Annotated in this window: 21 protein-coding genes; 14 read left to right on the top strand and 7 right to left on the bottom strand. The window is 71.9% G+C overall.

Annotated features, from left to right (window positions below; translation table 11 throughout):
* Positions 1 to 27: 27 nt before the first annotated feature.
* The 7 genes from AC1DWJ_RS03980 to pknB are packed head-to-tail and all read left to right on the top strand — an operon-like array spanning position 28 to position 8,684.
* Positions 28 to 873: an FhaA domain-containing protein gene (locus tag AC1DWJ_RS03980; RefSeq protein WP_457254396.1), complete on the top strand. Its 846-nt coding sequence runs from the start codon at positions 28 to 30 to the stop codon at positions 871 to 873.
* Between the two features lie 9 nt (positions 874 to 882).
* On the top strand, positions 883 to 1,392 hold the full coding sequence (locus AC1DWJ_RS03975; protein ID WP_457254397.1) for an FHA domain-containing protein FhaB/FipA: 510 nt from the start codon (positions 883 to 885) through the stop codon (positions 1,390 to 1,392).
* Positions 1,393 to 1,404: 12 nt separating this feature from the next.
* A complete protein-coding gene (locus AC1DWJ_RS03970; RefSeq protein ID WP_457254398.1) occupies positions 1,405 to 2,739 on the top strand; it encodes a PP2C family protein-serine/threonine phosphatase in 1,335 nt (444 codons plus the stop codon).
* Positions 2,736 to 4,112, top strand: a complete 1,377-nt coding sequence (locus tag AC1DWJ_RS03965) for an FtsW/RodA/SpoVE family cell cycle protein (RefSeq protein WP_457254399.1) — start codon at positions 2,736 to 2,738, stop codon at positions 4,110 to 4,112. Before AC1DWJ_RS03970 ends, AC1DWJ_RS03965 begins: the two co-directional genes overlap by 4 nt.
* Positions 4,109 to 5,566 (top strand): peptidoglycan D,D-transpeptidase FtsI family protein, encoded by a 1,458-nt coding sequence (locus tag AC1DWJ_RS03960; RefSeq protein ID WP_477620027.1) that lies wholly within the window; start codon positions 4,109 to 4,111, stop codon positions 5,564 to 5,566. The genes AC1DWJ_RS03965 and AC1DWJ_RS03960 overlap by 4 nt, the downstream gene beginning before the upstream one ends.
* The gene (locus AC1DWJ_RS03955; RefSeq protein WP_457254401.1) at positions 5,563 to 6,840 is read left to right on the top strand and encodes a serine/threonine-protein kinase; all 1,278 of its coding nucleotides are present in this window, start codon (positions 5,563 to 5,565) and stop codon (positions 6,838 to 6,840) included. The genes AC1DWJ_RS03960 and AC1DWJ_RS03955 overlap by 4 nt, the downstream gene beginning before the upstream one ends.
* A complete protein-coding gene (gene pknB / locus AC1DWJ_RS03950; RefSeq protein ID WP_457254402.1) occupies positions 6,837 to 8,684 on the top strand; it encodes a Stk1 family PASTA domain-containing Ser/Thr kinase in 1,848 nt (615 codons plus the stop codon). Before AC1DWJ_RS03955 ends, pknB begins: the two co-directional genes overlap by 4 nt.
* Before the next feature lie 4 nt (positions 8,685 to 8,688).
* Here pknB and AC1DWJ_RS03945 read toward each other — a convergent pair whose 3' ends face one another.
* The 4 genes from AC1DWJ_RS03945 to AC1DWJ_RS03930 are packed head-to-tail and all read right to left on the bottom strand — an operon-like array spanning position 8,689 to position 10,993.
* On the bottom strand, positions 8,689 to 9,345 hold the full coding sequence (locus AC1DWJ_RS03945; protein WP_457254403.1) for an aminodeoxychorismate/anthranilate synthase component II: 657 nt from the start codon (positions 9,343 to 9,345) through the stop codon (positions 8,689 to 8,691).
* Positions 9,345 to 9,539 carry a hypothetical protein gene (locus tag AC1DWJ_RS03940; RefSeq protein ID WP_457254404.1) on the bottom strand — a complete coding sequence of 65 codons (195 nt, stop codon included), beginning with the start codon at positions 9,537 to 9,539 and terminating at the stop codon, positions 9,345 to 9,347. The genes AC1DWJ_RS03945 and AC1DWJ_RS03940 overlap by 1 nt, the downstream gene beginning before the upstream one ends.
* A 3-nt stretch (positions 9,540 to 9,542) precedes the next feature.
* Positions 9,543 to 10,244, bottom strand: a complete 702-nt coding sequence (locus AC1DWJ_RS03935; RefSeq protein WP_477620026.1) for a class E sortase — start codon at positions 10,242 to 10,244, stop codon at positions 9,543 to 9,545.
* Positions 10,241 to 10,993, bottom strand: a complete 753-nt coding sequence (locus tag AC1DWJ_RS03930; RefSeq protein ID WP_457254406.1) for a DUF881 domain-containing protein — start codon at positions 10,991 to 10,993, stop codon at positions 10,241 to 10,243. Before AC1DWJ_RS03930 ends, AC1DWJ_RS03935 begins: the two co-directional genes overlap by 4 nt.
* A gap of 64 nt (positions 10,994 to 11,057) precedes the next feature.
* Between AC1DWJ_RS03930 and AC1DWJ_RS03925 the strand changes: the two genes are divergently transcribed.
* The gene (locus tag AC1DWJ_RS03925) at positions 11,058 to 11,306 is read left to right on the top strand and encodes a cell division protein CrgA (RefSeq protein WP_344136728.1); all 249 of its coding nucleotides are present in this window, start codon (positions 11,058 to 11,060) and stop codon (positions 11,304 to 11,306) included.
* Positions 11,307 to 11,464: 158 nt separating this feature from the next.
* Here the strand turns inward: AC1DWJ_RS03925 and AC1DWJ_RS03920 are convergent, their stop codons facing one another.
* Together AC1DWJ_RS03920 and AC1DWJ_RS03915 are read right to left on the bottom strand one after the other, a co-directional pair.
* Positions 11,465 to 12,346 carry a rhomboid family intramembrane serine protease gene (locus AC1DWJ_RS03920; protein WP_477620025.1) on the bottom strand — a complete coding sequence of 294 codons (882 nt, stop codon included), beginning with the start codon at positions 12,344 to 12,346 and terminating at the stop codon, positions 11,465 to 11,467.
* A 97-nt stretch (positions 12,347 to 12,443) separates the two neighbouring features.
* On the bottom strand, positions 12,444 to 12,962 hold the full coding sequence (locus AC1DWJ_RS03915) for a peptidylprolyl isomerase (protein ID WP_457254409.1): 519 nt from the start codon (positions 12,960 to 12,962) through the stop codon (positions 12,444 to 12,446).
* Positions 12,963 to 13,146: 184 nt separating this feature from the next.
* Between AC1DWJ_RS03915 and AC1DWJ_RS03910 the strand changes: the two genes are divergently transcribed.
* From AC1DWJ_RS03910 to AC1DWJ_RS03885, 6 genes are all read left to right on the top strand, one after another.
* On the top strand, positions 13,147 to 13,947 hold the full coding sequence (locus AC1DWJ_RS03910; RefSeq protein ID WP_457254410.1) for a hypothetical protein: 801 nt from the start codon (positions 13,147 to 13,149) through the stop codon (positions 13,945 to 13,947).
* Between the two features lie 39 nt (positions 13,948 to 13,986).
* A complete protein-coding gene (locus AC1DWJ_RS03905; RefSeq protein ID WP_477620024.1) occupies positions 13,987 to 14,526 on the top strand; it encodes a MauE/DoxX family redox-associated membrane protein in 540 nt (179 codons plus the stop codon).
* Between the two features lie 19 nt (positions 14,527 to 14,545).
* A complete protein-coding gene (locus tag AC1DWJ_RS03900; protein WP_477620023.1) occupies positions 14,546 to 15,391 on the top strand; it encodes a hypothetical protein in 846 nt (281 codons plus the stop codon).
* Positions 15,392 to 15,482: 91 nt separating this feature from the next.
* On the top strand, positions 15,483 to 16,082 hold the full coding sequence (locus AC1DWJ_RS03895) for an urease accessory protein UreH domain-containing protein (protein ID WP_477620022.1): 600 nt from the start codon (positions 15,483 to 15,485) through the stop codon (positions 16,080 to 16,082).
* 74 nt (positions 16,083 to 16,156) lie between these two features.
* Positions 16,157 to 16,639, top strand: a complete 483-nt coding sequence (locus AC1DWJ_RS03890) for a hypothetical protein (RefSeq protein WP_477620021.1) — start codon at positions 16,157 to 16,159, stop codon at positions 16,637 to 16,639.
* Positions 16,636 to 18,189, top strand: coding sequence for a hypothetical protein (locus AC1DWJ_RS03885; RefSeq protein WP_477620020.1), 1,554 nt, complete (start codon positions 16,636 to 16,638; stop codon positions 18,187 to 18,189). Before AC1DWJ_RS03890 ends, AC1DWJ_RS03885 begins: the two co-directional genes overlap by 4 nt.
* Here AC1DWJ_RS03885 and AC1DWJ_RS03880 read toward each other — a convergent pair.
* The gene (locus tag AC1DWJ_RS03880) at positions 18,179 to 19,654 is read right to left on the bottom strand and encodes a selenocysteine-specific translation elongation factor (protein WP_477620019.1); all 1,476 of its coding nucleotides are present in this window, start codon (positions 19,652 to 19,654) and stop codon (positions 18,179 to 18,181) included. The two genes, AC1DWJ_RS03885 and AC1DWJ_RS03880, sit on opposite strands and share 11 nt — an antisense overlap.
* Positions 19,655 to 19,657: the final 3 nt, after the last annotated feature.

Below are 19,657 nucleotides of genomic sequence, written 5' to 3'. Positions count from 1 at the left end.
CGGGCAACACGTGAGGAGGTGGCACCCATGGGTCTGTTCGACCGCGTCGAGCAGCGCCTCGAGCGTGCCGTCAACGGTGCCTTCGCGCGCGCGTTCAAGTCCGAGGTGCAGCCGGTGGAGATCGCCTCCGCGATCCGCCGTGCCATGGACGACCGCGCCGCCGTCCTGGGCCAGGGCCGCACGATCGTGCCCAACCTGTTCACGGTGGAGCTCTCCGACACCGACTACGACCGCCTCGGCGGCTACGACGAGGAGCTCGAGGTCGAGCTGATCGCCGCTGCCCAGGAGCACGCCGAGTCGCAGCGCTACCAGCCCGGCGGACCACTCCAGGTCACCTTCGCCAGCGCCAACGACCTCGAGACCGGGGTCTTCCGCCTCCGCACCTCCACCGCTCGTCGCCCGGGCACCGCGCCCAAGCGGGGCGACGAGGGGTATGCCGCGGAGCCGGCACCCAGCCCCGGCGCACCGCCGGCGGCCGCGCCGGTCCCGAGCCCGCGGCATACCGACGACGACCTGGAGGCGACGCAGCGCCAGGCGCCGGTCGCACCTCCGGCCCAGCCGCGGCGGGTCAACCCGGCCGACCGGCCGTGGCTCGACGTCGACGGCGAGCGCTACCCGCTGATGGGCGCCATGACGGTGCTCGGTCGCGATGACAGCGCCGACATCATCCTCGACGACCCCGGCATCTCCAGGCGGCACAGCGAGATCCGGGTGACCAACGACGGCCCGCACCTGGTCGCGAGCATCCGCGACATGGGGTCGACCAACGGCACGTTCGTCAACAGCGAACGGATCACCAGTCAGCGCCTGTCCGACGGGGACCGGATCACGGTGGGGCGCACCTCCGTCATCTACCGCGCCGGACGGCGGTGATCCCCACGCATGAGTGAACTCACCCTCACGATCATCCGCCTCGGACTCCTCGTGCTCCTGTGGATCTTCGTCTTCAGCGTCGTCGGCGTGCTCCGCGGCGACCTCTACGGCACCCGTGTCGTGAGCCGGACCCCTCGCAAGCCGGCCCCGGCCGGCCGCCGGGGCGAGGCTCGCGGCGCCGCACCCGCCGCCTCCGCCAAGCGCCCCAAGCGGCAACCCCACTCGAGCGCTCCCCGGACCCTCGTCGTCACGGGCGGTGTGCTGACCGGCACCAGCCTGCCCCTGCGCGAGTCCGGCACCGTCATCGGCCGCAACCCGGAGTGCGCCCTCGTCCTGGACGACGACTTCGCCAGCGGTCGGCACGCGCGCATCTTCCACCGGGACAACGCGTGGTTCGTCGAGGACCTCGGCTCCACCAACGGCACCTTCGTCGGCAGCGAGCGCCTCACCGGGCCGGTGCGCGTCGAGGCCGGCAGCACCCTGCGGATCGGCAAGACCGTCATCGAGCTCAGGCGATAGGCAGCGACGACGATGCCCTTCGCCTTCCACTACGCCGCACGCTCCGATGTCGGCATGGTCCGTTCGGAGAACCAGGACTCCGGTTATGCCGGGCCGCGCCTCCTCGCGATGGCCGACGGCATGGGCGGGCACGCCGGCGGTGACATCGCGTCATCCACCGTGATCGGTGCACTGGTCGACCTCGACGGCGAGGCGCTCGGGAGCAGCGAGGCGAGCACCGCTCTCCTGCAACGGATCTCGGCTGCCAACGACGAGCTCGCCGAGATGGCCAAGGTCGAGCCGCGCCTGCAGGGGATGGGCACGACGCTCATCGCCATCCTGCGCTCGCACAACAAGCTGGTCCTCGCCCACATCGGCGACTCCCGCGCCTTCCTCGCCCGCGACGGCAAGCTGACCCAGATCACCAAGGACCACTCGTTCGTCCAGAGCCTCGTCGACGAGGGACGGATCACCGAGGACGAGGCGATCGGCCACCCGCAGCGCTCCCTCGTGACGCGCGTCCTCACCGGCCAGCAGGACGACGAGCCCGACGTCATGGTGCGCGAGGCCCGCATCGGCGACCGCTACCTCATCGCCTCCGACGGCCTCACCGACTACGTCGCGGGCGACACCATCGCGGAGCTGGTCCTGGCCGGCCAGCCGCCGGGCTCCACCGCCGACCGCCTCGTCGACCTGGCGCTGAAGGCCGGCGCTCCCGACAACGTCACCGTCGTCATCGGTGACGTCGTCGACCTGACCAAGGTCGCCGCCCCGCCGACCCAGCCCCAGATCGTCGGCGCCGCGGCCACCCGCACCAAGGGCACCCGGGCCATCCCGGTCACGCCTGCCGCCAAGGCCGCCGCCCTGTCGCGCGAAGCCTCCGGTGCGGACGACGTCGAGGACGTCACCCTCGCCGAGGAGGGCCCGGCCTCCGGGCCAGGACGCTGGTTGCGGCTGCTCGCCGTGCTGTTGGTCGTGCTCATCGTCCTCGGTGGTGGCGCGTATGCCGCGTACACCTGGTCCCAGCGCCAGTACTTCGTCGGCGCCCACGACGGCAACGTCGCCATCTACCAGGGCGTGACGCAGGACGTCGGCCCGATCAGCCTCTCCCAGGTGAAGTCCGACTCGGACGTCCGCGTGGACGACCTCCCGGACTTCTACCGGACCAAGGTCGAGGACCGGGTGTCGACCGACACCCTCAAGGACGCCGAGGCACTGGTGAGCCAGCTGCGCACCGAGGCCCTGCGGTGTGCGGCCAGTCCCACGACCTGTGACGACTCCGGCACCGGCAGCACGCCGACCACGCCGTCGACCACCACCAGCCCGACCACGACGACGTCGTCCCCGTCGTCCACGACCACACGATGACGACGGTCTCCAGCGTCGCCCCCCGCACCCGCCGCAACGTCGAGCTGGTCCTGTTGCTGCTCGCCGTCGCGATCGTGGTGCTCGCCTACGTCAACGTCGGCCTCTCGGTCTCGGGCGCCTTCCCGCCCGGACTGGTCACGCACGGCACCGGGCTCCTGGTCATCTCGCTCGCGTTCCACCTGCTGCTGCGCTGGAAGGCCGCCTACGCCGACCCGCTGCTGCTGCCGATCGTCACGTTGCTCAACGGCCTCGGCCTGGTGATGATCCACCGGCTCGACATCGCCGAGGGCCGCGACATCACCGAGGGACTGGCCCTGCGCCAGCTGACCTGGAGCGCCCTGGCCGTGGCGATCGCCGCCGTGGTCCTGTGGTTCCTGCGCGACCACCGGATGCTGCGGCGCTACACCTTCACCGCGGCCGTCGTCGGTTTCGGCCTGCTCATCCTCCCGCTGCTCCCCGGGATCGGGCGCACGGTCAACGGCTCCCGCATCTGGATCGGCTTGGGGCCGTTCACCTTCCAGCCGGGTGAGGTCGCCAAGATCGTGCTCGCGGTGTTCTTCGCCGGCTACCTCGTGCAGACCCGTGACGCGCTGTCGCTGGCTGGTCGCAAGGTGCTCGGGTTCACGTTCCCGCGCGGTCGCGACCTCGGCCCGATCATCGTCGCCTGGGTGCTCAGCCTCCTCGTGCTCGTCTTCGAGAAGGACCTCGGCTCCTCGCTCCTGCTCTTCGGCCTGTTCGTCTCGATGCTCTACGTCGCCACCGAGCGCACGTCGTGGATCGCCATCGGCATGACGTTGTTCTGCGGCGGCGCGTACGTCGCCTTCCTCGCCTTCAACCATGTCCAGGCGCGCGTGCACCTGTGGCTCGACCCGTTCGCGCCCGACCAGTCCGACCAGGTCGCGAAGGGCCTGATGGGTATGGCGGCCGGTGGCCTCCTCGGTACCGGCCTGGGTCGCGGACGTCCCGACCTGACCTACTTCGCCGAGTCCGACTTCATCTTCCCGAGCTTCGGGGAGGAGCTGGGGCTGGTCGGCCTGTTCGCGCTGCTGGTCCTCTACGTCCTCCTCGTCGAGCGCGGCCTGCGCACGGCGCTCGGGGTGCGCGACGGGTTCGGCAAGCTGCTCGCCAGTGGCCTGGCCTTCTCGGTGGCCCTGCAGTGCTTCGTCGTCGTCGGCGGCGTCACCCGGGTCATCCCGCTGACCGGGCTGACCATGCCGTTCCTCTCCTACGGAGGCTCCTCCCTGCTTGCCAACTGGTCCCTCGTCGCCCTGCTGCTGCGGATCAGCGACGTCGCCCGCCGCCCCGTCGAGGAGGTCCAGGCCGGACCCAGCCCGTCGGGTGAGGCCAGGACCGAAGTGGTGGCGATCCGGTGAACTCCCCGATCCGTCGCCTGTCCACCGTCGTGGCCATGCTGTTCACGGCACTGCTCATCTCCACGACCTACATCCAGTTCGTGCAGGCCAAGTCGCTCCAGGACCGCCCCGAGAACCGTCGCACCCTGCTGGCCAACTACGCCCGCGAGCGCGGCCAGATCCTCGTGGGCGGCAAGCCCGTCGCGAAGTCGACGGCCACCGACGACGAGCTGAAGTGGTTGCGCACCTACCCCCAGGGCGAGCTCTACTCGCACCTCACCGGCTACTACTCGTTCACCTACGGCGCCGGTGGCGGCATCGAGGGCGCCGAGAACGACCTGCTGTCCGGGTCGTCCGACAAGCTCTTCTACCGCCGGGTCTCCGACATCCTCACCGGCAAGGAACAGACCGGCGCGAGCATCGAGCTCACCATCAACGCGAAGGCGCAGGCCGCGGCCGACAAGGCCTTGGGCAACCAGCGTGGCGCGGTCGTCGCCCTCGACCCCACCACCGGTGAGATCCTCGCGCTGGTCAGCCACCCGGCATACGACCCGGCCTCGCTGAGCAGCCACGACACCGACAAGGTCGTCGCGGCCTGGAAGAAGCTCAACGCCGACTCGACCCAGCCGATGGTCGACCGTGCGATCGCCGGCAACCTCTACCCCCCGGGCTCGACCTTCAAGGTCGTCACGGCCGCGGCCGCCCTGGAGTCCGGGAAGTTCACCGAGGAGAGCGTGATCCCCGGCCCCGCCGTGCTCGACCTGCCCCAGACCAGCGACGACCTGCCGAATGACTTCTCCGGCTCGTGCGGCGCCAACAACAAGACGACCCTGACCCACGCGCTCGAGATCTCCTGCAACACCGCCTTCGGGTGGCTGGGCATGCAGGTCGGGGCCGACGACTTCCGGGCCCAGGCGGCCAAGTTCGGGATGGGCGACCGGCTGCAGGTCCCGATGTCGGTCACGCCCAGCTCGGTGCCCGCCGAGCTCAACCAGCCACAGCTCGCCCAGTCGGCGATCGGCCAGTACGACGTGCGGGTCACGCCCCTGCAGGTCGCGATGATCTCGGCCGCGATCGCCAACAACGGCGTCGTCATGCGCCCCCACCTGGTCAAGAAGGTCACGTCCTCCGACCTCGAGGTCATCGACGAGCCCCAGCCCGAGCAGCTCTCGCAGGCCGTCTCCGCCGACACCGCCGCCGCCCTGACCCGGATGATGGAGGCCGTCGTCAAGAGCGGCACCGGCCGGGCCGCCCAGATCAGCGGGATCGACGTCGCCGGCAAGACCGGCACCGCGCAGCACCAGCAAGGCAAGCCCCCGCACGCCTGGTTCACCGGCTTCGCCCCGTCGAACGACCCCAAGGTCGCGGTGGCGGTCGTCGTCGAGGACGGCGGCAACGCGGGCAACGAGGCCGCCGGTGGCCGGGTCGCAGCCCCGATCGCCAAGGCCGTGATGGAAGCGGTGCTGGGCCGATGACCTACGCACCCGACGACCTCATCGCCGACCGCTACCGACTGGTCGAGCGGATTGCGGCCGGCGGCATGGGCGAGGTGTGGCGGGCCCACGACGAGACCCTGGACCGCGACGTCGCCGTCAAGGTCCTGCTGCCCGACAGCGCGCAGGACGAGGGGTTCGTCGAGCGGTTCCGCGCCGAGGCGCGGCTCAGCAGCCAGCTCTCGCACCCCAACGTCGGCACCGTGCACGACTTCGGTGAGCACGACGGGCAGGCCTTCCTCGTCATGGAGCTGATGACCGGGGAGCCGCTGTCGACGCTGATCAACGAGCGCGCGCCCATGCCCCACGCCGAGGTCACCGAGATCCTCTACCAGACCGCCCTGGCCCTGCAGGCCGCCCACGATGCGGGCGTGGTCCACCGCGACGTCAAGCCCGCCAACATCGTCGTCGACCCCCAGGGCTACGCCAAGCTCACCGACTTCGGCATCGCCCGCGCGCTGGGCGAGGCCTCCCTGACGCAGACCGGTGAGGTCCTGGGCACTCCCCACTACCTCGCGCCGGAGCAGGCCAAGGGCGCCCAGGCCGGCCCGTTGAGCGACGTCTACGCCCTGGCGGTGGTCGGCTACGAGATGATCACCGGCGAGCGGCCGTTCTCCGGCGAGTCGCTGGTGGCCACCGCCCTGGCCCACGTCAGCCAGCCGGCCCCGCAGCTCTCCGACGACGTCCAGGAGCCGTTGCGCACGACCGTGATGGCAGCGCTGGCCAAGGACCCCGCGCAGCGCCCGCAGAGTGCGGCCGAGTTCGCCGAGGCGCTTCGGCTCCCCACGGGCGAGGTGCCGGAGCACCTCAGGGCTGGTGCGGCGGCCGCGGTCACCCCGACGATCGTGGGCGTCCCGCTCGACCTCGCCCCCGGCGAGCCGCTCCCCACCTCGGTGCTGCCCACCTCGGCGCCCCTCGGGGTCGCTGTCGCGGGCGCCTCGTCCACCGAGCACACCACCGAGCACGACACCCGGGCGCACGACACCCGGCGTCCGGCCTGGCTGATCCCCGTCGCCGCCGCTGCGGTGGTCCTCGTGGTCGTCGTGGCAACGATCGCCTTCGGGGGGCGCGGGTCCGCCCGCACGCCGGCCGGGACGCAGTCCAGCACGCCACCGATCACGACCACCACCACGCCACCCACGCCGTCTGCCACCACGAAGGCCACGCCGTCGAGCACCACCACCGCAGTCAAGGTTTCGCCCAAGCCCGCGCCCGGTAAGGGCGCCGGCAAGGGCAAAGGGGGAAGGAAGAAGTGAGCGCACCACGTCTGCTCGGGGGACGCTACGAGGTCGGGGAGCTGCTCGGCCGGGGCGGGATGGCCGAGGTCCACCTCGGCCACGACACCCGGCTCTCGCGGCCGGTGGCGATCAAGATGCTGCGGTCCGACCTGGCCCGCGACACCCAGTTCCTCCACCGGTTCCGCCGCGAGGCCCAGTCGGCCGCCGGCCTCAACCACGCCTCGATCGTCGCGGTCTACGACTCGGGGGAGGACCACGCCATCGAGACCGGGGGCGCGTCGGTCCCCGTGCCGTACATCGTCATGGAGTTCGTCGAGGGGCGCACCCTGCGCGAGCTGCTCAACGCCAGCTCGCCCCTCGACCCGGCGGAGGCCGCACGCATCACCGAGGGAGTGCTCGACGCGCTGGCCTACAGCCACCGCATGGGGATCGTGCACCGCGACATCAAGCCCGCCAACGTCATGATCGGGCCCCAGGGCCAGATCAAGGTGATGGACTTCGGCATCGCCCGGGCCGTCGCCGACGCCAACGCCACGATGACCCAGACCCAGGCGGTCATCGGCACGGCCCAGTACCTCTCGCCCGAGCAGGCCCAGGGCCACCACGTCGACGCCCGCTCGGACCTCTACTCCACCGGCTGCCTCCTCTTCGAGCTGCTCACCGGCCGCCCGCCGTTCCAGGCCGACTCACCGGTCGCGATCGCCTACCAGCACGTCGGGCAGCCGCCGCCGCGGCCGTCCACGCTCAACCCGGCGGTCGACCCCGCGCTCGACGCCGTCGTCCTGCACTCGCTCGCCAAGGACCGCGAGGCCCGCTACCAGGACGCCACCGCCTTCCGTGCCGACCTCCAGGCCGCCCGGCTCGGGCGCCCGATCAGCGACGCCGCGCGCGGCACCGCCGGGAGCGCGGCCGACCCCACCGTCGCGATCGCCGCCCCGGTGGGCGCCGCCGCGACCACGGTGTTCGCCCCCACGGGCGGGTACGACGCACCGCCGGAGCCGGTGGGCTCCAACACCGCCAGCCTGCCCGCGATCGGCCACGACCCCGACGACGAGCCGCGCAAGCGGCGTGGGCTGGCCTACTTCCTGCTCGTGCTCGCGGTCCTCGGCGCGCTCGTGGTGTTGGGCGTCGCCGGCAAGGCCCTGCTCGACCGGCCCCCGACCGACGCGCCGAAGGTGGCCGTGCCGACCGTCATCGACCTGCCCCAGGCCGCGGCCGAGGCCAAGATCAGGGCCGTCGGGCTGGTCCCCGAGGCGACCCAGGTCGCCAGCTCCAAGGACATCGGGGTGGTCGTCGACCAGAGCCCCGGCGCCGCCGAGATGGTCGCCAGCGGCACCAAGGTGGGCATCAGCGTCTCCGCCGGACCGGACACGGTCGAGCTGCCCGACCTCAAGGGCTTCACCCAGGACGAGGCGACCGCTCGACTGGCCAACCTCGACCTCAAGGTCGGCACGGTCAAGGAGGTCGACGACACCGGGCTCGACAAGGGCAAGGTGTTCACGACGTCACCGGGCGCCGGCGAGGACGTCGCGGTGGGCTCCGCCATCAACCTCAACGTGTCCTCGGGCAAGGTGACCGTGCCGAACGTCGTGGGCAAGACCCGCAACGAGGCCGCCGACATCCTCGGCGAGCTCGGGCTCAGCGTGAAGACGACCTACGTCGACAGCACCGAGCCCGAGAACTCGGTGCTCAAGCAGAGCATCAAGGCCAAGACGAAGGTCGAGGACGGGTCGACGATCACGCTCACCATCGCCCAGCCTCCCCCGCCGGTGCAGACCCCGACGACCCCACCCACGACCGCCACCACGGAGCCGACGACCCCACCGACGACGGCCACCACGGTGCCGACCCTCACGCCGTAGGGAGCTAGCCGGCCGCGACCGCGCGCGCCACTCCCTCGGCGTCGTGGACCAGCGGGCTCAGGCCGGCCGAGCGCGCGACGGCGTCCTCGAGCCCGCAGCCGACCAGCCAGTTGGCCAGGATCCGGTGGCCGCCCTCGGTCAGCACGCTCTCGGGGTGGAACTGCACGCCGTGCAGCGGGAGGTCGCGGTGCCGGGCGGCCATGATGATCCCCGACTCGGTGTGCCCGTTGGCCACCAGGGTGTCGGGGACGGTCGCGGGGTCGATGGTCAGTGAGTGGTAGCGGGTCGCCGTGAACGGCGAGGGCAGACCGGCCAGCACCCCGGTGTCGTCGTGCAGGACCCGCGAGGTCTTGCCGTGCAGCAGCTCGGGCGCCCGCCCGACCGTCGCGCCGACGACGACCCCGAGGGCCTGGTGGCCGAGGCAGACGCCGAGCATGGGCTGGGACCGCTCGGCACAGGCCTCGATCATCGCCATGGAGACGCCGGCCTCCTCGGGCGTGCCGGGGCCGGGGGAGATCAGCACCCCGTCGAAGTCGGCTCCGTCGGCCGGGCCCAGGGCGTCGTTGCGCACGACCTCGCACTCGGCGCCGAGCTGCTGGAGGTAGCCGACGATCGTGAAGACGAAGCTGTCGTAGTTGTCGACGACGAGGATGCGGGTCATCAGACCTCCCTGACGTGGGCGACGACTCCGGCGCTCGGGTCGACGGTGTTGTCATTGAACGGCATCAACGGCGCGATCCGGGGAAACACCCACACGAAGAGGACCGCGACGACGGCCAGCACCAGCACGGCGGCGAGCAGCACCCGGACGACGAGGGGTCCGGGCAGCGCGCGCCAGATCGCGGCATAGATCATCGCTCAGGCCGCCTTCTTGGAGGAACTCAGGGGGACGGTCAGGGTGCCGGCGGGCAAGCCGTCGGCGTGCGGGTAGGTCTTCACCAGCTGCGCGAACACCACGTAGCGCTGCGCGGCGCTGTACTTCGGGTGGCACGCCGTCATCGTCATCCACCGCTCCGTCGGCTTCACGCCAGGTTTGTCGGGCACCGGCGCGACCACCTGCACGTCGGTGGGCGCCACGATCTCGTGCCGCTTCACGGCATACACGCTGTATGCCGTCCTGGTCTCGACCACGATCAGGTCACCGGTGCGCAACGTGTCGATGTCGTGGAAGGGACGCCCGTAGGTGGTGCGGTGCCCGGCGACGGCGAAGTTGCCGACGGCGCCCGGCAGGACGGTGCCGTCGTAGTGGCCGATGCCGTCCTGGAGGATGTCACGACTGGTGCCCTCGAGCACCGGCCGGGCGTAGTCCGCGCCGAACCGGGGGATCCGCACGATCGCGAACGCCGACCCGAACGGCACCGCCTTGGGCGTCTCGGTGCCCGGGGTGCTGGCGGGCGGCTTGGCGAAGTCGCGGGTCAGTCGGGAGACGGTGGCGTCCTGCGTGCGGTTGGCGGTGACGTCGGTGAACCAGAGCTGCCACCCGACGAACAGGAGCAGCACGAGCCCAGCCGTGACCAACAGGTCGCCGACGATGCCGAGGGTCCAGCGCGCCAGCTTCACCGGGTGGTCCTTGCTCTCTCGAGGTTGATGGAGCCCGCATAGGCGGGGAAGGTCTGTTCACGACTCGACTGCACGTCGTAGCCGACGCCGACCGCGCCGACCCACTGCTTGTAGATGGCGACTGCCGGGCTGCGATCCAGTGACGCGCGCAGGTCGGACTGGTTGCCGATGGCAGTGATGACGTAGGGAGGGGAGTAGACCCGGCCCTGGAGGATGAGGGTGTTGCCGACGCAGCGGACCGCACTGGTGGAGATCACCCGCTGGTCCATCAGCATCATCGCCTCGGCGCCGCCCTCCCAGAGCGCGTTGACGACGGCTTGGACGTCCTGCTGGTGCACGACGTAGTCGTCGACCGAGATGCCGTCGGGGAGCACGGCCGGGACGTTGCGGGCATCGGTGAGGGTGACCCGCACCGTGGGGCCCGACACTGCCTGCGTGCCAGCGGCGAGCGCGAGCTTGTCGCCCTCCCTGGTCAGCTGGGTCACGCGCAGGTCGCCCGGCGCCTGCTGGGCGGACAACCGGTCCACCTCGGCGCGCAGCGAGGCGACCCGCGACGCCAGCGCGGAGTTCTGCCTGGTGTGCTCGCGGATCAGGCCGGGGAGGTCCCCGCCGGAGGAGCGCAGGTCGGTCCCGCGGGCGGTGGCCGCGCTCAGCGCGAAGAGCACACCCGCGCCCAGCGCGACCAGGGGCACGACGGCCGACCAAGCGGTGGGGCGGCGTGTCAGCCACGTCAGCCGCTGGTCCGCCATGGCACTACGCTATGCCACACGTCGCGACGGTGATGGCGCTGTCCGAGCTACGAGGAGTGTTTCCGTGCCTGAGTCCAAGGGTCGCGCCAAGCGCGCGTACACCCCGCCGAGCAAGCCCGCGAAGGCCAAGGTCGGGAACCCGCCCTGGTTCGTGCCGGTGATGCTGACGCTCATGGTCGTCGGCCTCCTGTGGATCGTGGTCTTCTACATCACGAGCCAGCGGTTCCCCATCGAGGCGATCGGCCGCTGGAACCTCGGCGTCGGCTTCGGCCTGATGCTCTCGGGCTTCGCGATGACCACCCGCTGGCGCTGACCGACCCCTCTGTCCCCACCCGGTTGTCCACAGGGTTCTCCACAGCTGGGGACAAATGACAGGCGTGTAATCCGCCGCCGGTATCTCATGCAAAAGGCGAGTTAGCGCCGGCAGCAGGCGGCGCTAACTCGCCTTTTGCATGGGATGGCTCCGCCTGGTCAGGCGAGGATGTCGGTCGGCGACACGGCATACTTCGCGACCGCGACGGCGATCACCACCAGCAGCACGAGCACGACCCCCGGCCACTGCCAGCGGCGGCGCTGCTTCGACGAGGTCGCGGCGATGACGCCGGCCACGGCGGCCCCCGTCACCAGCCCGCCGAGGTGGGCCTGCCAGGCAATGCCCGGCACGACGAACCCGATCACGGCGTTGAGGCCGATCGTCGCGTACATGCCGGCCGACGACCGACCGAGGTGCCGGTTGAGCACGAGCAGGGCACCGAAGAGACCGAAGACAGCACCCGAGGCACCCACGGCTCCGATGTACCACGAGCTCGGGTTGCCCGGCTCGAAGGGAACCGCCGGTGACAGCAACAGGTAACAGGCCGAGCCACCGATGGCGCTGACGAGGTAGACCGCGGCATACCGGGCGCCGCCGAGCAGTCGCTCGAGGTACTGCGCGCCCACCATCCACAGGGCGAGCATGTTGAACAGGATGTGGGTGATCGTCGCGTGGGCGAACGCCGACGTGAGGAACCGCCACGGCTCGTGGGCCCCGAGGTAGGGCACGAACGAGATGTCGCGGCTCAGGCCGGGGCGCGCGGTCTGGAGCACGAAGACCGCGACACAGATCGCGATGATGGCGTAGGAGACCCTCGGGGTGTCGGTGACGTTGCCGCCGAACACCGTGCGCGTGGTGCGCATCGTGGCGGCCTGGGCCTTCACGCAGTCGACGCACTGGACCCCGACGGCGGCCGGGCGCTGGCAGTCCGGGCAGACCGGGCGGCCGCAGCGTTGGCAGCGCACGTAGGAGACCCGGTCGGGGTGCCGCGGGCACACCGGGGTCACCTGCTGCTGCGGGTCTGCGGTGGGCTCACTCATGGGTCGCGCTCCGGGGTCTCGGTGTCATCGCTGGGCCATCGGCGCGAGGTGCCCGACCCGTGGGGGCCGGGCACCTCGAACCGGTGGTCGGTCGCACTCAGTCGTTGACGACGACCGACTCGATGACAACGTCCTCGACGGGCTTGTCGTTCGCACCCGTGCGGACGGCGGCGATCTTGTCGACGACCTCGCGGCTGGGGCCGTCGGCCACCTCACCGAAGATCGTGTGCTTGCCCTGGAGCCAGGCGGCGTTGCCGACGGTGATGAAGAACTGCGACCCGTTGGTGCCCTTGCCCATCCGCTTGCCGGCGTTGGCCATGGCGAGCATGTAGGGCTTGGTGAAGTCCTTGTCGGGGCTGATCTCGTCGTCGAAGGTGTAGCCGGGGCCGCCGAAGCCCTGCCCCAGCGGGCACCCGCCCTGGATCATGAAGCCCGGGATGATGCGGTGGAACACCAGGCCGTCGAAGAACGGCGTGGGGTTCGAGCGGCCGGCGTCGTCGCGGTACTCCTGCTCGCCCTTGGCCAGTCCCACGAAGTTCTTGACGGTCTTCGGGGCGTGGTCGGGAAACAGCGTGACGTTGATGTCGCCGTGGTTGGTCTTGAGGGTGACGTCCATGTCACGCATCCTTCCATGCGGGCCCCCTCGAGATGGCTCCCAGTACCCCCACGGGCTTGCTCACCAGCGGAAACAAGGCAGGATGGGTAGCGAGAAGTCGTCCGTCCGGCCTTCGCCCGGCACCCTTCGGGGCACCGGTTCGCAGGCTCACGGAGTCCAGATAAGCCAAGCCACAGGAGGCACGGTGTTCCGCACCAAGACCAAGACTGAGCAGGCCACCGAGGCAGTCAGCAGCTCCGCCCAGAGCGCCGCCGACTACGCCTCGACACTGAAGGACCGGGTCGCCCCGGCCGCCGAGGTCGCCAAGGAGCGTGCCGTCCAGGCCAAGGACTGGGGCAAGCCGCACGTCGAGCACGGCATCGAGGCCGCCCGCGACTGGGCCAAGCCCCGCGTCGACCACGGCATCGAGGTCGCCGCTCCCAAGCTGCAGGGTGCCGTCGAGGGCCTGGCCCCGAAGGTCGACACCGCGCGCGACACCATCGTCGACTCGCTGCTCCCCAAGGTCGCCGAGGCCATCGCGGCCGTCGCCGCCGCCTCGGCTGCCGCGAAGACCGCGGCGAGCGACACCGCCGACCGGTCGTCTGACGCCTACTCGGTGCTCAAGGGCGACGCGGTGGCCAAGCCCCGTCGCCGCAAGGGCCGGTTCCTCCTGGTGCTCGGCCTCGCCGCTGCGGTGGCCGCTGGCATCGCCGCGTTCCGCAAGTCGGCGCCGCGCGAGGACCCCTGGGCCACCCCGCTCGACGACCCCTACACCGCGCCGACGACCGGTCGTGACTCCAGCACCAGCAAGGTCGCGAACCTCGCGGACGCCGCGAAGGACAAGGCCAGCAGCGCCGCCGAGACCGTGAAGGACAAGGCAGCCGAGGCGAAGGACAAGGCCACCGAGGCCGCGACCGACGCCAAGGACAAAGTCACCGCCAAGGGCAAGCACGCCGCCGACGAGGCAGCGGACGCCGCCGACGACGTGGCCGACAAGGTCGACTGACCCCGGCCGACGGGGCTGCCTCGACTACGGTTGGACCACATGTGGGACCTGGCAGCCGGACCGTTCCTCGCCGCGGCGGGGCTGCTGGTCGTGGCCGGGGTCCCCAAGGTCGTCGACCCGCTGCCCCTCGTCCGCGCCCTGCGCGCGGCAGGGGTGCCGGTCCATCGCCAGGTCGTGCGCGCCTTCGCCGTCCTCGAGGTCGCCCTGGGTGCCTGGGCGCTGGTCGCACCAGGTCGGTATGCCGCGGGGCTGGTCGCCGCGGCATACCTCGTCTTCACTGCCTTCGTGGCCCGGGTGCTGACGCGCGGTGGCGTCCTCGGGTCGTGCGGCTGCTTCGGCAAGCCTGACACCCCGGCCACCCGCACCCACCTGGTGCTCACCGCCCTGGCGGCGCTCACGGCGCTGCTGGTGGCGGTCGACCCGCCCACCGCTGCGTGGGCGGCGGTCGACGGGTCCACCGTCACCACGGTCGGATTCGCGGTGGTCATCGGGTTCCTCGCGTGGCAGGTGCTGGCCGTGCTGCCGACGACCTCACCGGCTGCCATCCGCACCACCACCGCACCGAACCCGAAGGGCTGACCCACAGATGCTTGCCGTCGTGATCGCCGAAGGCGTCGCCATCGTGCTCCTCGGCGTGCTCGTCCTCGGGCTGCTGCGCAGCCACGCCTTGATCCTCAAGGCGTTGCACGAGCTCGGCGCGGGTCTCGAGCTCGAGAAGGAGGCTGGCACCGGGGTGAGCCTGGCGACCACCGGCGGCAAGCCCGGCCCCGTGCCGGTCGAGCTGGAGACGGGCGTGGTGCAGGCCACCCGCAAGGACTCCACCACCGCCCACGACATCGTCGGCACCGACCTCGACCGCCGCGAGCAGCAGGTCACCGTGACGACCCCCGGCACGCGCACGCTGCTGGCCTTCCTCACCAGCGGCTGCTCGGTGTGCCAGACCTTCTGGGACGAGTTCCAGGGCTCGGTCGACGTGCCGGGCGAGGGGGCGCTGCACATCATCGCCAAGGGGTCCGGCGAGGAGTCGATCTCGAGCCTGCGGACGCTGGCCGGCGACCGCGACGTGGTGCAGTCGTCTGCGGCCTGGGTCGACTACGACATCCCCGGCTCGCCCTATTTCGTCTACGTCGAGGACGGCGTGGTCACGGGCGAGGGCTCGGCGACCACCTGGGCGCAGGTGCGCGGGCTGATGGCGCAGGGCGTGGCCGACAGCGAGGAGGCCCGCACCGCCGCCGGCCGCACCGGTCCCGGGCTGCTCGTGGGTGAGGCGATGGGGGAGGGCGGACGAGACAACCTGTCGCGCATCGACGCCGAGCTGCTCGCGTCGGGCGTCCGCCCCGGCGACCCCAGCCTCTACCGCGCCCCGGACGAGGACTCCCCCGAGGGGCCCGGTCACCACGACCACGACCACGCGCACGACCACACGCACCAGCACGACCACTGACATGTCGGTGACCGCGCTTGCCCTCGCCCTGGGTCTCCCGATGGCCGCGGTCGCGGCCGTCCGGGCGACCTGGTCCCCTTGAGGCGAGTCGATGCTCTCGAGCATCAGCCCGCTCGGCGAGCGGGCCCGACACTCCCGGTGGTGGCTGACCACCACGGCATACCTCCTCGGCTCGCTGGCCGGGGGGCTCGCGGTCGGTGGACTCGCCGCCACGCTCGGCGGGCTCCTGCCCGGGGCCGTCCGCACCTCGCGCTGGACCCTCGTGGTGGTCGCCGCGCTGCTGGTCGTCGGGCTGGCCGTCGACCTGCGCAACCAGCGCTCGGTCCCGTCGTGGCGCCGCCAGGTCGACGAGCGCTGGCTGACCCGCTACCGCGGCTGGGTCTACGGCGTCGGCTTCGGTGCCCAGCTCGGGTTCGGCCTGGTCACGATCATCACCAGCACCACGACGTATGCCGCGGTGCTGCTGGCGGCGCTCACCGGCCACCTCGGCGCGGGGCTGGCGATCGGCGCGACCTTCGGGGTAGTCCGCGCGCTGCCGTCGCTGCTGATGGCGGGCGTGGTCGACCGTGACGACCTGCACCGGGTCTTCATCCGGGTCGAAAGATGGGCAAATCCGGCACGAGCCCTCGCTAAGGTGGCTCTGGGAGGAGCGGCGGCGATCGTGCTGGCCGCCGCCGCGTTCGCGAGCTGACGCAGGGGAGTTGAGGAGCTGTGGCTGAACACTACGGGATGAGGGCTGATGCCCCCCCGGGCTGGCAGGTGGCCGTGACCCGCAGACCAGGCGCCGAGTCCGGTGGCCCCCTCGCTCCGGCCGCGCGTGGCACGGCCGGGAGCAGCGTCACGCCCGAGGGTGACGTGACCCGCCCGGTGCTGCACGCCTGCACGCGACCGATGCCGGCCGACCGCGGTGACTTCGGCAGCAACGTCGTCGACCTCCTCGGCCCCGACGACGTCTTCGTGGCGCTGGTCGACTACGGCACCGAGGTCGCCGACCAGGGACTGTTCGAGCAGCAGGGGATGCCGCGGCTCGCGCCCTCGCAGTTCGGGCCGAACCGGCTGCAGCGGCCGCTGCCCGGACTCAGTGCCTCGCAGCACTTCTTCAGCTCCGGCGGTCGGGCGTTCTGCCTGTTCACCGTCGTGGGCAGCCACGCGCGCCGGATGGCCTCCGTGCCCCGGGCCGCTGCCCTCGTCTCGACGATCAGGATCACCGACCGGGCCACCCTGGCCCGCCAGGGAGGACGCCCGTGAGCACGCTCGACGACCTCAACGCCGGGCCGGGCGGGATGGCGGGTTTCGTGTCCGCGCTGACCCGCCGGATGCGCCCGGTGTCGCGCCGCGACGTGCTCGTGGGCGCCACGGTGGCCGCCACGGCACTGGCCACCAAACCCAAGGAGTACGCACTCACTCCGGTCGCGGCATACGCCACCATCTGCGGGCCCGGCAACACCGCCTCGAGCGGCTGGACGGTGTTCTGCTCCACGGTGAACAAGGGCGTCAACACCTGTCCGCCGGGCAGCTTCGCCGCGGGCTGGTGGAAGGCCGCCGACTCGTCGTGGTGCGGGGGCGGCTACCGCTACATCGTCGACTGCAACGCCAGCTGCTCCAAGTGCACCACCGGCTGCAGCGACGGCATGTGCGACTCCAGGTGCTGGAGCTGCTCGTGCGGCACCGGGTCGTCGGCGACCTGCGACCAGCGCCGGGTCTGCTGCAACGCCTTCCGCTACGGCCAGTGCAACACCCACGTGAAGTGCTCCGGCGGGGTGCACTGCCGGGTCGTCAGCTGCGTGCCCCCGTACAAGTTCGCGAACTGCACGACGGCGTCGCTGTCCGACAACCGCACGAGCGAGCACAGCGCCCCGAGCCTGCCCCGCTGGGAGGCGATCACCCAGAAGTACCACGCGATGGGTGAGCAGGCGTCCTACCTCAAGGCCTCCACGGGCCCGGTCCGCTACGTCGGTGACGGGATCGGTCGCTACGTGGTGTTCCAGGGCGGGGTCATCTACTACACGTCGAAGTACGGCGCGGTGGCCGTCACCGAGTACATCCGCAAGGTCTACGCGACCCACGGTGGACCGCTCGGCGCGCGGCTCGGCTACGCCACGGCCGACATCGTCTACACCGCCGACAAGGGCTGGCTCCAGACCTTCGAGCGCGGGGCGATCACCGACTCGGCAAACAGCTCGACGCAGGCCGTGTGGGGCACCCACTGGACCATCTGGAAGGCCAACGGCCGGGAGGGCGGCATCCTCGGCTACCCGACGACGCCCCCCACCGCGGGCACCCAGGGCGGGTCGCTCCAGCTCTTCCAGAAGGGCGCCATCGTCGACCCCCCGTCCACCACCGCCCTGGTGGTCGCCGGGTCGAGCTACTTGAAGTGGAGCCGACTGTCGCGCGACCGCGGCCCGCTCGGCTACCCCACCGGGCCGCAGCAGACGTTGCCCGACGGCTGGATCCAGCTGTTCCAGAACGGCGCGATCGCCGGTGGGCCGGTGCCGGCCGAGGCCGTCCCCGCGCCGATGTACGCCCCGTGGGTCGACGCCGGCCGAGAGGGTGGCGTCCTGGGCTACCCGACCGGGCCGAACCACACCGAGCCCCGGGGGCTGGCGCAGTTCTTCCAGCGCGGCGAGCTCTGGGCCCTCGGGTCGGGCACGCCGCGACGCGTCCACGGTGCGGTGCTCACCCAGTGGAAGTCCCAAGGCGGGGCGACCGGCGGCTACGGCTACCCCGTCACCGACACGACACAGGCCGGCGGCGACCGGCTCACCTGCACCTTCGAGGGCGGCACGATCACGGCCTGAGCGGGCGCACCTCGCGGGTGCCGTCCGGCAGTCGTCGGGTCACGAGCAGGGAGTCGAGCCGCTCCAGCAGCGGGACGGCAACGCGGCGTGACGTGCCCATCGCCCGGGTGGCCTCGCCGACGGTGAACGGCTGGCCGAGCCCGCGCACGACCGCCTCCCCGCGGTGCACGGCGTCGCCGGTCAGCACCACACCGCCGAGCCGGGTGACCTCACCACGGTCGGCGGCGGCGGCAAGGTCGGCGGCGGTGATCGCCCAGCCGTCCAGCTGCGCGCGCGTCGGCGCCTGGAGAGGGTGGTCACCGAGCCAGGCCACCAGCTCGCGCACACCGGGTCGGGTCTCTTCCTCTGTCGTCAGCACGACCCGGTATGCCGCGGCCTCGCCTCGGTCGCGCCCGCCGCCGCGGCGGGTGGGCGGGTCCACGACCCGCACCCGCACCCCCGCGAGGACCTCGTGCCGGCCGGGGTCGCGCAGCACCGCGCGGTCGCCCACCACCAGCGGGAGCGGGCGGGCGAGGCGCAGCCGGACCCGGCCGTCCGGCAGGACCTGGGTGCGCACCGGCACGGCGGCGGTGCCGGCGTGCAGCGTGAGCTGGCGTGGCAACCGAGGCCCTTCGATCGTCGTCTCGAGGGGCACGAGGTCCACGTCGAGCACGGACGGGTGGGCCGGCCACTGGAGACCGGTGAGCGCGGTGCCGCGGCCGACCCGACCCACCTCGATCCCGCGTAGGTTGACGGCCACCCGGGCCGGACCGACGACCGAGGCCACCTCCGCACCGCAGGTCCGCAGCCCGCGCACCCCGACCGCCGCCCCGTCGAGGAGCAGCTCGTCGCCCACGGCGATCCGCCCCTGCGGGAGGGTGCCGGTGGCGACGGTCCCGGCGCCACGGATGCTGAACGAGCGGTCCACCCAGAGCCGCACCGGCGCGTGGCCGTCGGCGATGGTGCCACTGGCGTCGACCGGAGCGGGCGTCGCTGCTGCCGCGAGCCGGCCGAGGGCCGCCCGCAGCTCGGGGAGGCCCGCGCCGGTCGCGCCCGACACGAGCAGGCTCTCCGAGACGTGGACGCCGAGGGCAGCCATCCGGTCGAACGACTCGTCCCGGGCCGGCGCCCCGTCGGCCAGGTCGCACCGGGTCACCACGAGCAGCACATGTGCGATGCCGAGCGCGGCGACGGCCCGCGCGTGCTCGCGGGACTGCGCCGACCAGCCGTCGTCGGCCGCCACCACGAACAACACCGCGTCGACCGGACCCAGCCCGGCCAGCATGTTGCCCGTGAAGTGCTCGTGACCCGGCACGTCGACCAGGCTCACCCGCCGCCCGTCGATGTCGGTCCACGCGTAGCCGAGGTCGATGGTCAGGCCGCGACGTCGCTCCTCGGCCCACCGGTCGGGCTCCTGCCCGGTGAGCAGGCGCACCAGGGTCGACTTGCCGTGGTCGACGTGCCCCGCAGTCGCGACGACAGCCATCGC

It is taken from the genome of Pedococcus sp. P2_D7, from assembly GCF_056404295.1.
This window is presented reverse-complemented; position numbering and strand designations above follow the sequence as displayed.

Bases quoted from the DNA above. Each gene is read 5' to 3' on its own strand.
- AC1DWJ_RS03980 (WP_457254396.1), top strand. From the start codon at position 28: ATGGGTCTGTTCGACCGCGTCGAGCAGCGCCTCGAGCGTGCCGTCAAC.
- AC1DWJ_RS03915 (WP_457254409.1), bottom strand. From the start codon at position 12,962: ATGGACGTCACCCTCAAGACCAACCACGGCGACATCAACGTCACGCTG.
- AC1DWJ_RS03975 (WP_457254397.1), top strand. From the start codon at position 883: ATGAGTGAACTCACCCTCACGATCATCCGCCTCGGACTCCTCGTGCTC.
- AC1DWJ_RS03965 (WP_457254399.1), top strand. From the start codon at position 2,736: ATGACGACGGTCTCCAGCGTCGCCCCCCGCACCCGCCGCAACGTCGAG.
- AC1DWJ_RS03930 (WP_457254406.1), bottom strand. From the start codon at position 10,993: ATGGCGGACCAGCGGCTGACGTGGCTGACACGCCGCCCCACCGCTTGG.
- AC1DWJ_RS03880 (WP_477620019.1), bottom strand. From the start codon at position 19,654: ATGGCTGTCGTCGCGACTGCGGGGCACGTCGACCACGGCAAGTCGACC.
- AC1DWJ_RS03970 (WP_457254398.1), top strand. From the start codon at position 1,405: ATGCCCTTCGCCTTCCACTACGCCGCACGCTCCGATGTCGGCATGGTC.
- AC1DWJ_RS03945 (WP_457254403.1), bottom strand. From the start codon at position 9,345: ATGACCCGCATCCTCGTCGTCGACAACTACGACAGCTTCGTCTTCACG.
- AC1DWJ_RS03940 (WP_457254404.1), bottom strand. From the start codon at position 9,539: ATGATCTATGCCGCGATCTGGCGCGCGCTGCCCGGACCCCTCGTCGTC.
- AC1DWJ_RS03905 (WP_477620024.1), top strand. From the start codon at position 13,987: ATGTGGGACCTGGCAGCCGGACCGTTCCTCGCCGCGGCGGGGCTGCTG.
- AC1DWJ_RS03955 (WP_457254401.1), top strand. From the start codon at position 5,563: ATGACCTACGCACCCGACGACCTCATCGCCGACCGCTACCGACTGGTC.
- AC1DWJ_RS03895 (WP_477620022.1), top strand. From the start codon at position 15,483: ATGCTCTCGAGCATCAGCCCGCTCGGCGAGCGGGCCCGACACTCCCGG.
- AC1DWJ_RS03920 (WP_477620025.1), bottom strand. From the start codon at position 12,346: ATGAGTGAGCCCACCGCAGACCCGCAGCAGCAGGTGACCCCGGTGTGC.